General features: G+C 71.1%; 11 protein-coding genes. 10 read left to right on the forward strand and 1 reads right to left on the reverse strand.

Annotated features, from left to right (window positions below; genetic code table 11):
• Positions 1 to 270 precede the first annotated feature (270 nt).
• The 10 genes from test1122_RS05400 (at position 271) to test1122_RS05445 (ending at position 13,370) form a co-directional block, all read left to right on the forward strand.
• A complete protein-coding gene (locus test1122_RS05400; RefSeq protein ID WP_232271776.1) occupies positions 271 to 4,530 on the forward strand; it encodes an alpha-(1->3)-arabinofuranosyltransferase domain-containing protein in 4,260 nt (1,419 codons plus the stop codon).
• Positions 4,527 to 5,813, forward strand: coding sequence for a condensation protein (locus test1122_RS05405; RefSeq protein ID WP_232268007.1), 1,287 nt, complete (start codon positions 4,527 to 4,529; stop codon positions 5,811 to 5,813). The genes test1122_RS05400 and test1122_RS05405 overlap by 4 nt, the downstream gene beginning before the upstream one ends.
• On the forward strand, positions 5,810 to 6,559 hold the full coding sequence (locus test1122_RS05410) for a class I SAM-dependent methyltransferase (RefSeq protein WP_232268008.1): 750 nt from the start codon (positions 5,810 to 5,812) through the stop codon (positions 6,557 to 6,559). The genes test1122_RS05405 and test1122_RS05410 overlap by 4 nt, the downstream gene beginning before the upstream one ends.
• Positions 6,560 to 6,561: 2 nt before the next feature.
• Positions 6,562 to 7,503, forward strand: coding sequence for a DMT family transporter (locus test1122_RS05415; RefSeq protein WP_232268009.1), 942 nt, complete (start codon positions 6,562 to 6,564; stop codon positions 7,501 to 7,503).
• Complete coding sequence (locus tag test1122_RS05420; RefSeq protein ID WP_232271777.1) at positions 7,493 to 7,705, forward strand: Trm112 family protein; 213 nt, start codon at positions 7,493 to 7,495, stop codon at positions 7,703 to 7,705. The genes test1122_RS05415 and test1122_RS05420 overlap by 11 nt, the downstream gene beginning before the upstream one ends.
• Positions 7,702 to 8,448 (forward strand): FkbM family methyltransferase, encoded by a 747-nt coding sequence (locus test1122_RS05425; protein WP_232268010.1) that lies wholly within the window; start codon positions 7,702 to 7,704, stop codon positions 8,446 to 8,448. Before test1122_RS05420 ends, test1122_RS05425 begins: the two co-directional genes overlap by 4 nt.
• 736 nt (positions 8,449 to 9,184) lie before the next feature.
• Positions 9,185 to 9,622 carry a GNAT family N-acetyltransferase gene (locus test1122_RS05430; RefSeq protein ID WP_232268011.1) on the forward strand — a complete coding sequence of 146 codons (438 nt, stop codon included), beginning with the start codon at positions 9,185 to 9,187 and terminating at the stop codon, positions 9,620 to 9,622.
• Positions 9,623 to 9,675: 53 nt separating this feature from the next.
• Positions 9,676 to 9,963: a GNAT family N-acetyltransferase gene (locus test1122_RS05435; RefSeq protein WP_232268012.1), complete on the forward strand. Its 288-nt coding sequence runs from the start codon at positions 9,676 to 9,678 to the stop codon at positions 9,961 to 9,963.
• A gap of 38 nt (positions 9,964 to 10,001) precedes the next feature.
• Positions 10,002 to 11,903, forward strand: a complete 1,902-nt coding sequence (gene dnaG, locus test1122_RS05440; RefSeq protein WP_232268013.1) for a DNA primase — start codon at positions 10,002 to 10,004, stop codon at positions 11,901 to 11,903.
• 384 nt (positions 11,904 to 12,287) lie between these two features.
• The gene (locus test1122_RS05445) at positions 12,288 to 13,370 is read left to right on the forward strand and encodes an RNA polymerase sigma factor (protein WP_232271778.1); all 1,083 of its coding nucleotides are present in this window, start codon (positions 12,288 to 12,290) and stop codon (positions 13,368 to 13,370) included.
• 15 nt (positions 13,371 to 13,385) lie between these two features.
• Here the strand turns inward: test1122_RS05445 and test1122_RS05450 are convergent, their stop codons facing one another.
• Positions 13,386 to 15,386 (reverse strand): transposase, encoded by a 2,001-nt coding sequence (locus test1122_RS05450; RefSeq protein ID WP_232268014.1) that lies wholly within the window; start codon positions 15,384 to 15,386, stop codon positions 13,386 to 13,388.
• Positions 15,387 to 15,475: the final 89 nt, after the last annotated feature.

Genomic DNA, 15,475 nt, shown 5'->3' on the forward strand with positions numbered 1-15,475 from the left:
CGATGAGCAGTCTGCTGCCCGGCCGACGTCCCCGGCCCAGGTTCACGCGACAACCCCGGAACCCGGGCTCCCGCCCGGAAGCCCGGTTCTTCGGGTGCGGCCCGGTGGCCGGTGTTGTGCCCACCAAGCGTCGCGAGCTCCGTTGCGGGGTTGACCGGAGCGTCGCGGCCGGTGTGGGTGGGTGGTTGCGTAGCAGGGTGGACCTACGCCCCTCGCGGGGCTGCGAGTGCCCACAACTAGGGGGCGACTGTGGCTGACAGCACGCTGACTATGACCCCGGAGCAACCCCGTGGCAGGCGGTGGCTGGTGGGGTTCTGGGCCGTCGTCCTGGTCGCCTTCGTTATCGCCGCGCCGGGGAACATGACGTTCGAGACCAAGCTGGGGGTCGCCACCGACCCCTGGAAGTTCCTCAGTGATCTGGGGCAACTCTGGTCCGACCGCTCCGGGTTCGGCGGGATAGCCGACCAGTACATCGGCTACGTCTTCCCGATGCTGCCCTTCTACGCACTGGCCGACCTGCTTCAGGTGCCGGTCTGGCTGGCCGAGCGGCTGTGGCTGTCGCTCGTGGTCACCGCCGCCTTCTGGGGTGCGCTGCGGCTGGCCGAGCGGCTGCGGATCGGCTCCCCGGGCACCCGGCTGCTGGGCGCGGCGGTGTACGCGCTGTGGCCGACGTTCACCATCATCGTCGGCTCCACCTCCGCCGGCGCGCTGCCCGGCGCCGTACTGCCGTGGGTGCTGCTGCCGCTGACCTCCACGGTCCTCTCCCCCCGGGTGGCCGCGGCCCGTTCCGCGCTGCTGATCCCCTTGATGGGCGGGGTCAACGCGGCCTCCACGCTCGCCGCGCTGCTGCCGGTGGGGCTGTACATCCTCAGCCGTACCGGCCGGCGCCGCCGCACCCTGGCGTTGTGGTGGACGCCCGGGGTGATCCTGGCGACGCTGTGGTGGGTCGTCCCGCTGCTGCTGCTCGGCGGTTACGGCGAGGACTTCATGCCGTATGTCGAACAGGCCTGGAACACCACCAGCACCATGTCGGCCGTGGAGATGCTGCGCGGCGCGGGAAACTGGGTCGCGTATCTGAACTTCGGTGAGGCCTGGCTGCCCGCGGGCTGGCTGATGGCCACCGGGCTGCTCACCATTCTCGGTAGCGCGCTGGCCGCCGCGCTCGGGCTGGCCGGTCTGGCCCGGCGCGATATGCCCGAGCGGCGCTGGCTGATGCTGACCGTCATCACCGTTACCGCCATCATGCTCGCCGGGTACGCCGGTGCGCTGGGCGCCCCCTTCGCCGAGGGGGTGCAGGGCTGGCTGGACGGCTGGCTGAAGCCGTTCCGCAATATCTACAAGTTCCAGCCGGGGCTGGCCCTCGCGCTCACCCTGGGACTGGCGCATCTGGTCAGCGTGCTGGCCCGGCGCCAGGGCACCCGACCGCTGCCGGGCCGCCGCTTTGTGCCCGCGCTGGCCGCCGTGCTGATCCTCCCGGCGCTGGTGCTGCCGTACGCCAACGGGGACATTCTGCAGCCCGGTGCCTTCAAGGAGCTGCCGAAGCACTGGCAGCAGACCGCCGGCTGGCTGGAGAAGAACTCCCCGGACACCCGGGCCCTGGTGGTGCCCGCCACCGCGCACGGCGTCTACACCTGGGGCTCCCCCATCGATCAGCCGCTGCATGTGCTGGCCGACTCGCCCTGGGCGCAGCGCGACTATGTGCCCTTCGGCACTCCCGGCGAACGGCGTGCGCTGGACGCGGTCGAGCAGGCGCTGCTGAGCGGCGGCGAAGTCCCGGGCCTGGCCGACTTCCTGGGCCGGGCCGGGCTGTACAACGTCGTGGTCCGCAATGATCTCGACCCCGACCAGATCGGCTATGTACCGCCGCAGACCGTCAAGCGCACCCTGGAGGCCTCCGGCTATCGGAAGGTGAAGGGCTTCGGTCCCCTCACCACCGGCGGCCGGATCCCGCCGAACACACCCGTGGAGATCCAGGGTTTCTATCCGCGGCTCCAGTCCGTGGAGATCTACGAACCCAAGGACACTCCCCGGCCGGGCCAGGTCGAGCTCCAGCGGGTCGCTGACACCGCCCAGATCAGCGGTGGCCCGGAGGCGCTGCTCCAGCTCTCCGCCGATCCCCTCTTCCGGGACCGCCCCGCCGTGCTCACCGGCGACAACCACCCGGGACTTGACACCCCGAAGCTACGGGCGGTGGCCGACGGGCTGCGCCGCGCCGACACCCGTTTCGGGCTGGTCAACAACAACACCTCGTACACCTACACCCGCGAGGAGCGGAACCACTCCGGCAGCCTGCAGAACCCGGGCGAGCAGCCGAAGCAGATCCTGCCCTCCCAGGGATCCAGCCATCAGACGGTCGCCACCCTGCGCGGTGCGAAGTCCGTCACCGCTTCCAGCAGTGGCAGCTGGCTCTTCCATCTGCCGCAGTTCGACCCGGTCAACGCCTTCGACGGCAACGGAGACACCGCCTGGGCGGAAGGCAGCGCGGGCGACAGCAAGGGCCAGTGGATCCGGATCGAGTTCGAGAAGGCGACCGATCTGCGCGGCGCCATCGATCTGACCCCGCTGAAGAGTGACGGGCTGCGTCCGGCGCCCACGGCCGTACGGATCGAGACCGACAAGGGCCGCGCCGACAGCACCCTGCAGCCCAGTGGGGAGACCCAGCGGGTCAGGGCGCCCAAGGGCCCGGCGAAGTGGCTGAAGCTGACCATTCTGGACGCCCAGGAGGCGCGCCCCGGGCTGACCGGTGCGGGCTTCGCCGAGATCTCCATTCCCAAGGTGCAGGTGACCCGGCTGCTGTCGCTGCCCAACGACATGGGCGGCAGCGCTGCGGACGCTGCCGACGCTGCGGACACAGCGGACACTACGGTGGTCTCGCTCCACCGCGCCGCCGACCCGGGCGGCCTCTCCCCGGCCGCCGCCGAGAACGGGCTGCACCGGCAGTTCCGTACCAGCGGCGCCGGTGAGTACGCGCTGACGGCCAAGGCCCTGGCGGTGCCCGGCAATGAGCTGGACGAGCTGCTCGACAAGGCCGCACCCGGCTCCCGGGACCGGATCACCGCCGCCACCGAGTCCACCAGCCCCACCGGAACGTCGCTGAGCGCCCGGAATCTGGTGGACGGCGATCTGACCACCGCCTGGATCGCCGGGGACAAGCCGGTGATCCACCTCAAGTGGCCGGAGAAGAAGGAGATCGACTCCCTCGTGCTCTCCCGGGCAGGCGGTATCTCTGCCCAGCCCGCCGAGGTGGAGATCACCTCGCCGGATGGCGCCGTCACCACCACGGTCGATGAGAACGGCTGGGCCCGCTTCGAGCCGATGAACACCGACCAGCTCCGCATCACCATCACCAGGACCGCTCCGCTGACCCTGCACAACCCGGTCGCCGGAGAGGAACTGCAACTCCCGGTCGGGCTCAACGAGGTGTACATCCCCGGGCTGGACGAGTTCCGGGTGCTGGCACCGAAGCCGACCGAGAAGTTCACTCTCGCCTGCGGCGAGGGTCCGCCGATCGCGATCGACGGAACGCTGCACGCCACCAAGGCGTCCGGCATGGTAGGTGATCTGACCGGGCGTCGGCCCATCGACGTCGAGCTCTGCGCGGGCGACGAGAAGGGCGGCACCGTCCAGCTCGGCTCCGGCTCCCATGTGGTGGAGACGGGTGTTACCGGCCCGCTGGCCATCACCGATCTCACCCTCACCCGGGGCGGCGCAGCGCTGCGGGACGCGGGCGCCGGTCACCGTACGGTCACTCCCGTCGACTGGTCCGGTGACTCCCGCTCGGTGGAGGTCGGCGACGGCGCGGCCTCGTATCTGCGCACCCATATGAGCGTCAACAAGGGCTGGGAAGCCACCCTGGACGGTCAGAAGCTGACGCCGCTGCGGCTGGACGGCTGGCAGCAGGGCTTCCTGGTGCCCGAGGGCGCCAGCGGCGTGGTCAAGCTCGAGTACCGGCCCGCCAGTTGGTACAAGGGCGGGCTGATCGGGGCCGCCGTCGGTATCGCGGTGCTGCTCGCGCTCGCCTTCGTACGGCGCCGGGCGGGCACCCCGCTCGGCGAGGAAGAGCCCCCACCCGCGCCGGGCTGGGTGCTGGGCGCGGTCGTGCTCACCCTGGTGCTGGCGCTGGTCTCCGGTCCGTACGCGCTCATCGTGCCGGTGCTGGCACTGCTGGCCTGGTGGCGGCCCGGGCTTCTGGTGCCCATCGCGCTGGTGGGCATGGCGGGAGCCGGTATCGCGGCGGCGACCGCGGCGGGTTCGGGCTTCGCCGAGGGCGAGGGCGCGTTCGGTCACCCGGCGCAGGCGCTGGCGCTGCTCGCGCTGGCGGCGGCGCTGGTGACGGTGCCGGTACGGCGCGAGGAGGAGCCGGAGGAGGAGCCCGCGTCCGGGGGTCCGGCCCGGCCGCTGGTGACCGTACCGCCGGAGCCGGCGGGCCCCGGGCCCTCGGCGCCACTGCCGCAGGGCATCCCGGCACAGCCACAGCCACAGCAGCCACAGCCCATGCAGCCGCCCCCTTATGAGGAACCCACTCGATGACCGCACAGCGGATCCCGTTCCCGACCGTGGATGAGGTCACCCGGCACTGTCTGACCGACGATGAGCCGGAGACCGTCCATGTCGAGATCCATCTGCCGGGTCGGCTCGACCCCGGACGGCTGCGGAAAGCCGTCCGGGAAGCGCTGAGCCGCCATCCGCGGATTCTCATCCGGCAGGCAGCGGGCCGCTGGTGGCACCGGCGGTATGAGTGGGAACTGACCGAGGAGCCGGACACCGAACCGGTCTCCTGGCCCGGCGGCACCCTGGAGGACGCCCGTCGCCGGGCCGTGACCGACAATCCGCCGCTGTCCGCTTCCCCGCCCATCCGGATCGAGGTGATCGAGCAGGGTGGTGGCTGTGTGCTGGTGGTCACCATGAACCACACCGCGCTGGACGGCCCGGCCTGTCTGCGCGTCCTGGCCACCGCCGCCGAGCTCTACGGCGGCGCGGACAACTCCCCCGCCCCCGCCCCGGTCCGCACGGGCGGGGGCGGCACCGCGCCGGAGCCACCGCCGGCCAACTCCAACTGGGCCCGCCCGGCCCGTATCGCCACCAGCGGCCGGACCCGCGCGAGTGGCAACGGGATGCATATCGCCGATCTGCCGCTGCCCACCCGGCCCAAGGGCTCGCCCTACACCGTCAACGATCAACTCCTGGTCGCCACCTGCCTGATGGTCGGACGCTGGAACCGGGAGCACGGCCAGCGGGCCCACCCGGTCCGTATCACCATGCCCGTCGACGACCGACCCCGTACCGCCGAGATGCCCATCGGCAACGGCACCCGGCTCGTCGAAGTCACCTTCGGCACCGAGGAACGGGCCGCCGCCCGGGAACCAGCCGATCCCGCCGCCATCGAACGGATGCTGCGCGCCACCGCCGCCCGCACCCGGGCGCTGAAGGCGGCGCCCCGCCCCCAGCTCGGCTTCAGCGCCGCCCTGCTGACCGCACCAGTGCTGCCGGTGGGGATACGGGCCGCCTTCACCCGCGCCCTGCGCAACGCCGCGGGCCCCTGGGCGTCCACCACCCTGCTGTCCAACATCGGCCGTGTCCCCTACCCGCTGGACTTCGGCGAAGCGGGCCGGGCCAGCGCCGTCTGGTTCTCCGCACCGGCCCGGATGCCGCGCGGGCTGTCCGTCACCACGGTCTCCACCGACGGCCGCCTCCAGCTCGCCCTGCGCTGGTCACACGCCCGCCTCGACGACACCGCGGGGAACCGCCTCGGCGAACTCTTCGCCGAATCCCTGGCCGCGACCGCCCTTACGGATACGGAGGCCGCCCCATGACCGCGCAGTCCAGCACAACGCCGTCCAGCACAACGCCAGGCAGCCTTCAGCGGCTGTACGAGGACCCCGGCACCCCCGTCGCCTCCGGCCCCGACCGGTCCCGGCGCCAGGCCGCCATCCTGGCCGGGGCGCTGGGCAGCACACCGGGCACCATCCTCGACATCGGCTGTGGCGACGGCACCGCGGCCGCCACCGCCGCCCGGACACTCCGGGCACACCGCATCATCGGCGTCGACTGGTCCCAGGACGCCCTGCGCCGGGCCAGCGAACACCTCACCGCCGTACGGGGTGAACTCACCGACCCGGGGCTGCCGTTCGCCACCGGATCGGCGGACGCCGTGCTGTTCAGCGAGGTCATCGAGCATCTGGTCGACCCCGACGCGGCCCTGGACGAGCTGCACCGGGTGCTGCGCCCCGGGGGCCATCTGCTCCTTTCCACCCCCAACCTCGCCGCCTGGTACAACCGCGGCCTGCTGCTGGCGGGCGTCCAGCCGGTCTTCTCCGAGGTCTCCCTGCGCGGCATCCACGGCCGCCCCGGTAAGCAGGTGGTCGGCCATCTCCGCCTCTACACCGCCCGGGCGCTGCGCTCCCTGCTCCCCGCCGCGGGCTTCGACATCGTGCGGATCACCGGAGCCCCGTATCACGATGTGCCCCGCCCGCTGCGCCCACTGGACCGGCTCGCCTGCCATACGCCGTCGCTCGCCTCGATTCTGCTGGTGCACGCGCGGCGACGGGAGGGCAGTTAGCCGTGTGGTGGGGTGTCGCCGCGGCGCTACTGGCCAACCTTCTCTTCAGCGCCGGCTTCGTCATCGAGAAGCGGGCGCTGTCCCGGCTGCCGCCGCTGTCCGCCGCCCGCCCCACCCAAGTCCTCGTTCATCTGCTGCGCAGCCCCCTGTGGATCGTCGGCGCCGCCTCGCTCGGCCTGGGCTTCCTGGCCCAGCTCGCCGTCTACCGCACCCTGCCGCTGGTCGCCGCCCAGGGCCTGTTCGTCACCGGCCTGGTGATGCTGCTCCTCCTCTCCTCGCTCTTCCTCGGTGAACAGCCCACCGGCCGCGAACGCCAGAGCATGATCGCGATCCTGATCGCGCTGGTGATGATTGTCTTCTCGCTGCGCGGCAGCCCCGAAACCATCAGCCGGCTCGCCCCGACCCCCACCCTGCTGACCATCTGTCTCCCCGCCCTCGTCACCGGGCTCGGGCTGTTCGTCTCCGCCGAGCGCCGTGCCCGCCGCCGCCACCGGATGCCCACCGCCGGGGTCCCTTACGGCGTCGCCGTCGGCTTCCTCTACGGCGTCAGCTCGCTCGCCATCAAGGGCGTCGCGGGCCTGCTCGACACCGCCGAGCCCGGCGGCTCGGCGACCGCCATACTCAGCTCGCCCTACCCCTACATCCTGATGTTCACCGGCTCCACCGGGCTGGTGCTCTCGCAGACCGCGCTGCAACGCTGCCGCGCCTCGCTGATCGTGCCGGTCTGTACGACCATCACCTTTCTCTTCACCGTCGCGGCCGGCACCGTCGCCTTCGCCGAGCCACTGCCGGAGGAGCCGCTGCGGCTCGCCCTGCGCCTTGGCGGCTCACTGCTCGCCGTATCGGTACTGCTCGCCCTGCCCCGCCATGACGAGCTGCCCGCCACACCCGACCCATCCCCCAGCACGGAAGGCACCCGCCATGTCACCCGCCATATCACCTGACGACGAACTCCTGCGCATCCTGGTCTGCCCCATAGACAAGGGACCGCTCACCCTCCTCACCCCCGAGGACGCCCTCTACAACCCCCGGCTGCGCCGCCGCTACCCGATCGTGGACGGCATCCCCCAGCTTCTGCCCTCTTCCGGTGAACCAGTCAGCGAGGAGGAGCACCAGAGGTTCAGCGAGCGAGTCGGTACGCCATGACCCTGGCCGCCCGGCTCGGCCCCCGGCTGCCGCCCCGGCTGGTGACGGGGGCCGCCTCGCTCATCTATCCGCGCTTCGAGCCGGAGTTACGGCGCCTGGCCGACTTCTGCCCGCCCGGCGGTACGGCCGTCGACATCGGCGGCTGGTACGGGCCCTGGACCCGGCGGCTCGCCCGCCGCGCGGACCGGGTGGTCACCGTAGAGCCGGTACCGCATCTGGCCCAGTTACTGCGGGCGACCACACCGCCGAACGTCGAGGTACACCACGCCGCCGCGGGCGACCACGCCGGCACCGCCACGCTGTGGCTTCCGCCGGACGGGCGGGGTGACCGTGGCGTGTCGTCACTGGTCCGCCGGGACGGGGTACACGGGACCCCGCTCGAGGTCCCGTCCCTCACCCTCGACAGCCTCGGCCTCACCGATGTCACCCTGCTCAAGATCGACGTGGACGGCAGCGAGCTCGCCGTTCTGCACGGCGCCGAGGCCACGATCCGGCGGTGCCGGCCCGCCCTCTTCATCGAGCTGGAAACCCGCATCCAGCCGCTGGCCCCGGTCCTGGACCTGCTGTCCGCCCACGGCTACACGGGCTGGGTCCTCCCAGCCCGCGACTGGGTCCCGCTGGCGGCCTTCGACCTGGCCGCCCACCAGCGCCGCACCGCCCACGTAGCCGACCACGGCCTCCTCCGCCGCTCCCTGGCCCCCCACCGCCGCTACATAAACTCCGCCCTCTTCCTCTCCTCTTAACGGCGCCCTCGCATTGTTCGGCCCCAGGGGGCCTCACAAGCTTCGACCCCCTGCGCCGGACTCCGTCCGTCGGGTGGTGGCTGAGCGCCGTTGCTGTCGGTGGGGATTCCCCTAACCCGGCCCCTTCCCGAAACTGTGGGCTGCCGCCCCCAGACCCCACCCCCGTTGTGGGCACTCGCAGCCCCGCGAGGGGCTGTGGGTGGGCACAACACCCGGCCACCGGCCCGCACCGAGCCAACCCCGGGGGCCCCGGGGCGAAGCCCCGGTTTCCGGGAAGGGGCGGGATACGGGGACACCCACCCACGGCACCCCCGCCGCCGGGGGCGAAGCCCCGCCACGCGGCGCAGCCGCATATCGGTACAGCCGGGAAGGGGCGGGAATTGGGGAAACCTACCCAGGCACCCCCGCAGCCGGGCGGAGCCCCGCCACGCGGCGGAGCCGCATAGTCGGTACAGCCGGGAAGGCGGGGGCGCCTCCACGGCGCCCGGGCACCAAGCCCGGCCGCACGGCGGAGCCGCAATCGGTACAGCGGAAGGGCCGGGATCGGGGAAACCCACCCCGGCACCCGGGGCGCAAGCCCCGCACGGGGCGCAGCCGCAAACCGGCACAGCCGGGAAGGGGGGCCCAGCCACGGCACCCCGCAGCCGAGAAGGGCGCCCGCAGGCAGAGCCGCAGGCCGGTGCAGGCTGGGCGGCAAGCCACCAACCGCGGCAGGCCAGCTGGCTAGGGTAGGCGCATGGCGATCCGTACCGCACTGGTGCCCCTGTCGGAGATCTTCCCGCTCCGCTGGACCATGCTGCGCCCAGACCGGCCCCCCGAGTCGGCCAAGTTCCCCGAGGACACCGCCCCCGCCGCCTTCCACATCGCGGCATACGACGACACCAACGCCGACACCAACACCGTGCTGAGCTGCGGCAGCTTCTACCTGGAAGGCACCACATGCCGCATCCGCGGCATGGCCACCGCCGCCGGCGCTCGCGGCCAGGGCTACGGCGCCGCCGTACTGGACGCCGGAACCGCCGAGGCGATCGCCCGGGGCGCCAAGGTGATGTGGTGCAACGGCCGCACCGAAGCCCGTGGCTTCTATGAGCGCCACGGCTACACCGCCCACGGCGAGGAGTTCATGATCGAGGACGTCGGCCCGCACTATGTCCTCGTCCGCGAGCTCAGCTGACGCCGCTGACGTCCCGGCGTGCGAAGCGCCGCCCCGCGCCGGACGATGGATGTGTGGACGTCACCATCGAGGACAACGCGCCAGCAGCCCGCTTCGAAGCGTACGAGGGCGATGATCTCGTGGGCTTCGCGACATACACCCGCAAAGCGGGCGTGGTGGTCTACCAGCACACCGAAGTGGAACCGGAGTACCGACGCCAGGGCATCGGGGGCGCCCTCGTCCGCGCCGCTCTCGACGACGCCCGACAGCGGGGGCTGCGCGTACGGGCGCTGTGCCCGTTTGTCTCCAGCTGGATGGACCGGCACCCGGAGTATCGGGACCTCGGCGCCCAGGAGGAGTGACCGTCGGCGGTGTCACCGCCTCCCCGTACACTTCTGGCGTGGCGGGCAGGATCAATGACGAGGACGTGAAGGCGGTACGGGACGCGGTCCCGATCGACGCCGTCGTCTCGGAGTACCTCCAGCTGCGCAACGCGGGGGGCGGCAATCTCAAGGGGCTGTGCCCCTTTCACGATGAGAAGTCCCCCTCCTTCCACGTCAGCCCGAGCAAGGGCTTCTACCACTGCTTCGGCTGCCAGGAGGGCGGAGACACCCTCGACTTCGTGATGAAGGTCGACCACCTCTCCTTCTCCGAGGCAGTCGAGCGGCTGGCCGCCCAGGCCGGGATCACCCTGCGCTACGAGGAGGGCGGCTACGGCCGCGCCAGCCAGCAGGGCGAGCGGACCCGGCTGGTCGAGGCCCACAAGACCGCCGCCGAGTTCTACACCGAGCAGCTGGACAGCCCCGAGGCCGAGATCGGCCGGAGGTTCCTCGGCGAGCGAGGCTTCGACCAAGCCGCCGCCCAGCACTTCGGGGTCGGCTACGCCCCGGCGGGCTGGGACCATCTCACCCGGTTTCTGCGCGGCCGTGGCTTCACCGACAAGGAGCTGATCCTCTCCGGTCTCTCCCAGGACGGCCGCCGCGGTCCGATCGACCGCTTCCGCGGTCGGCTGATGTGGCCGATCCGGGACATCACCGGGGAGGTCGTCGGCTTCGGCGCCCGCAAGCTGCGCGAGGACGACAACGGTCCGAAGTACCTGAACACTCCCGAGACGCCGATCTACAAGAAGTCCCACGTCCTGTACGGCATCGATCTCGCCAAGAAGTCCATCGCCAAGGAAGGGCGCGCGGTGGTCGTCGAGGGCTATACGGATGTGATGGCCTGCCATCTCTCCGGGGTCACCACGGCCATCGCCACCTCCGGTACGGCCTTCGGCGAGGGGCACATCAAGATCCTCCGTCGCCTGCTGATGGACAACTCCCGCTCGGAGGTCGTCTTCACCTTCGACGGTGACGCCGCCGGGCAGAAGGCCGCGCTGCGCGCCTTCGAAGACGACCAGAAGTTCGCGGCACGTACCTCAATCGCTGTCAGCCCGGGCGGCATGGACCCCTGTGAGCTGCGGCTCGCCAAGGGGGACGAGGCGGTGCGGGAGCTCATCGAAGGCCGCTCGCGGCTCTTCGAGTTCGCCCTGCGCTCGGTTGTCGACCAGCACGATCTGGATACCGCCGAGGGCCGGTCGGCCGCGCTGGAGGCGGCCGCGCCGATTGTGGCGCAGATCAAGGACGGCTCCCTCCAGCATGAGTACGCGGTGCGGCTGGCTGGACTGCTCGGCATTCTCGACACCCAGTTCGTGGTGCGCCGCGTCGGCCAGCTCGCCCGCTGGAAGCGGGAGGGCGGGCGCCGTGGCAACGCACCGCAGCCGCCCGCGCGGCCCAGCACCACCCCACCCACCGCGGCCGTCGGCGCCAGCGGCCCGGCGCTGCATCTGCGCAGCCCGGCGCAGCTGGTCGAGCGGGAGCTGCTGAAGCTCGCGCTGCAGTGCCCGCAGCTCGTTTCTCCGGCCTTCGACGCCTACGGTGCCGATGAGTTCACCGCGCCGCCCTATGCGATGGTGCGCCGCGTCATCGAGGCGGCGGGCGGCACGGCCGCCGCCGACGGCGACTACCTCCCCCGGGTACGGGAGGCGGCGCCCGACGACGCCGTACGGAAGCTCATCACCGAGCTGACCGTCGAATCGCTGCGCAATCCGGGCGGTGGCGAGCCCGATGAGGCCTATGCGGGTGAGCAGTTGGTGGCCGTGCGGCTCGCCGCGGCCAGGGCACGGGTGGCAGAGCTTGAGTCCGCCGCCCGGCGGTTGGACGCGCAGGGCGCGCATGAGCAGTCGGCGGCGGTCTGGCAGGAGTTGTGGGTCCTGCAGCAGTACGCCACGGCTCTGCGGGAGCGCGGGGCAGCCGCGCTTTAGCGGGCTCCCCCACAGCGGGGTTCCCCGAATCCCGCTCCGCCGCGTGGCGGGGCTCCGCCCGGCTGCGGGGTGCCCCGGCGGTAGGTTTCCCCAATACCCGCCCCTTCCCGGAAACCGGGGCTTCGCCCCGGGGGCCCCGGGGGGTGTGGCCGGGTGCGGGCCGGTGGGCGGTGTGTGCCCACCCACAGCCCCTCGCGGGGCTGCGAGTGCCCATAACAGGGGTGGGTTAGGGGAAGAGCCCCCGGCCGTCGTAGCGGCGCATATGCGGGGCGTGGTCATTCGGTCCAGAAACTGAGCGCAGACCCCTACTGACCCCAGTGTGTCGTACCCCACACTGGGGTTCGGTGCCTGAGTCCTCGGAGCGCGATTCTCCGTTAGTTCCGGATCCGCTCACCCATCGCACGCCGCCCCGAACTGGCAGCGATCACCCTGGAGGTCGCCCCCGTGCAGACCCAGACCCTGACCAGTGCGGCCCCTGCCGCCCCAACCGCGCCCACACCCGGCCCATCCCCATCACCCGCCACGCTCTCCGAGAAGGTCCCCGCGCAGAGCGGTGGCCCCTCGGCCGATCTCTTCCGGCAGTATCTGCGCGAGATCGGCCGTATCCCCCTGCTCAGTGCCGCCGAGGAGGTCGATCTCGCCCGGCGGGTCGAGGCCGGGCTCTTCGCCGAGGAGAAGTTGTCCACCGCTACCAACCTCGACACCCAACTCGCCCTGGATCTGGACAAGCTGGTGGTGCTCGGCCGGATGGCCAAGCGCCGCCTTATCGAGGCGAACCTCCGTCTGGTCGTTTCCGTCGCCAAGCGCTATGTGGGGCGCGGTCTGACCATGCTGGACCTCGTTCAGGAGGGCAATCTCGGCCTCATCAGGGCCGTGGAGAAGTTCGACTACGCCCGTGGCTACAAGTTCTCCACGTACGCCACCTGGTGGATCCGCCAGGCCATGTCCCGGGCGCTGGCCGACCAGGCCCGTACGATCCGGGTCCCGGTGCATGTCGTCGAGCTGATCAACCGGGTGGTCCGGGTCCAGCGCCGGATGCTTCAGGAACGCGGCTATGAGCCAACTCCCGAGGAGGTCGCCGACCATCTCGACATTCCCGAGGAACGGGTCAATGAGGTGCTGCGCCTCGCCCAGGAGCCGGTCTCGCTGCAGGCCCCGGTCGGCGAGGAGGACGATGTCAACTTCGGCGACCTCATCGAGGACGGCGACGCTCCCTCCCCCGTGGAGTCCGCCGCCTTCCTTCTGCTGCGTGAACACCTGGAGGCCGTCCTGTCGACCCTCGGCGAGCGCGAACGCAAGGTCGTACAGCTCCGTTACGGCCTCGCCGACGGCCGCCCCCGCACGCTGGAGGAGATCGGCCGCATCTTCGGCGTCACCCGGGAACGTATCCGCCAGATCGAGTCCAAGACCCTGAGCAAACTCCGCGACCACGCCTTCGCCGACCAACTCAGGGGGTACCTGGACTAAGACTTGATCCGCAATTCACCAAAGGGTGAGCTGGGGACTGCACGCGGTGCGGGGACCGGGCGCTCCGGCGTGGCCACGAGGTCGTGGCTCATCCGGGGTTGCTCGGTTCCGCTGTCCGGCGGTTCGGGGAACAGAGGTCTCACGGCGTTGCCGTGGGACTGCCACGCGACCCGACCGCCGGGGCGGTTTCGGGCTCGGTGTGGTTGACTCCCGCAGCGCTTCTTCCAGCGCTTCTGCATAAACGATCTGTGCGTGCCTCGACCTGGTGGTGTCCAGGTACGCGGTCTTCGGGTCGTCCACGTCGCCGAAGTCGACGAAGGCGGCGAGGGCGGCGGATACGAGGTCGCGCTTGCCGACGAGGCCGCAGACGATGCACTTGTGCTCGCGGTCCCGCAGTGTCTTGCGTACGCGCTCGCCGCACAAGCAGTGTTGCGACAGGGCCGTTGACCATGTGGAGGCCCGCACCAGCCGACCACCGGCCGCCTTGCACTCGATATCGAGGGCGGAGATCAGCATGCCCGGCGTGGTCTGCGACAGGCGCTTGCCCCACAGCTGGTACCAGGTGCGGATGTCGCAGTCCTCGATCACGAGCACGGGGCCGTGTGCGGCGATGATCTCCCGTGCCACGAGGCGGGCACGGTGCCTGCGGTGCTCGGCGACCGAGGCTGCGTGCTCGGCCTGGCGGGTGCGCTGGGTGCGGTAGTTGGCGGACAGCCGGTCACGGCGGAACGCCTGCTTCGGCACCCCATCCGATCGGGCAGCACGGGCACCACCGGGCACCGCGACGGATTTGGGCTCAAGGCCCTTCTCGGCACGCCGGGCGGCGCGCTTGGCCTGCTTCTTCGACAGCCCGTACTGCGCAGCGTTCGTCGCCCGTCGTGAGCGCTCCATCGCCCTGGCGCGGCCCCGCTTCTTCTTGGCTCCCTTCTCCAGCCGGGCGCGCTCGGCGGCGGTCAGCGTGATCTCGGTCGAGACCGGATTGCCGCCGTCGAGCTGGGCAGGGAAGGACACGATCGACAGGTTGGACACGTTGCCGTCCACCCCGCCGATCCGGTCGAGCTGGGCGGCACGGTCGCGCAGCTCCCGTACGGCCGTGGAGGAGTATCCGGGGCCGAGCGCCATCAGGTGCGCCTCGTACACCCAGCCGCCCGGCGCGGACGCCTTCCTGCGCCGTACGAGGTCGACCTTGTGCCAGGTCAGCGGGTTCGACAGGAAGTGTTGTGCGCGCTCCCACTGGCCGTCACCCTGCGGGATGCGGACGGGAAGAACGAGGTCACCACGGCGACCGTCGGGGCCTCCGGCGAACACCACGGCCAGCGGCCCGGAGTGGTCCCACCAGTTCGCTTTGCGCATGCCCGGTTTCCCGGCGACGGTCAGCTTGCCCGTGGGCACCCGGCCCTCGGGGATGCTCGGCTTCGGCATCTGGCGGGGCTGCATCAGCGTGTGCTGCCCGCCGTCGGTGTAGGCCATGGTGTGGCCGTGGAGGGTGCCGACGAGGCGGAAGGTCTCCCACTTGTTCTCGGTGGTGTGGGAGCGGGCACGTCCGGGGATGCGGGTGAAGTCGTGCCAGCGGCCGGTCTTCGGACGTCCGAAGCGGTGGCCAGTGGAGTCGGGGAACAGGTGGCGGGAGACTCCGTTCCACACCTCATCGGCGATGTGCATCGCCAGGGCTTTCGAGGCGTGGTGCTTCAAGTGCCCGGAGTCTTCGAGGTGCTTGTACGCGCACCGCTCCAACGCTTCGCGTGAGAGGCCGAGGCGCTGCCGTACGGCTTTCGCGCCCTGCTCGTTTCGCTGGTGGTACGCGGCCCAGTAGGCGTCGACCTTGGCGCGGGCATCCCGCTGTACGGCCCACTTGAGCGACCACATCGCCCCGTACAGCTTCTCCAGCCGGTCAATGTCGGCGGGGTCGGTGACGGCGATCGGCAGCACGATCACGGAGACCTGCCCGTCGTTGGGTTTCTTCCACTTGGGGGCCTTGTTCTTGCCCCGGAACTTCCGTGTCTGGGCAGCCTGCATCGCTCGTCACCTCCCGTCACCGAATTAGCTGACCTACGACACAGTACGTGAGTAGTTCAGCTATGATTGGCGATTAAGATTCCTGGTTT

This window comes from Streptomyces gobiensis (assembly GCF_021216675.1).
In the GTDB taxonomy this organism is placed as follows: domain Bacteria; phylum Actinomycetota; class Actinomycetes; order Streptomycetales; family Streptomycetaceae; genus Streptomyces; species Streptomyces gobiensis.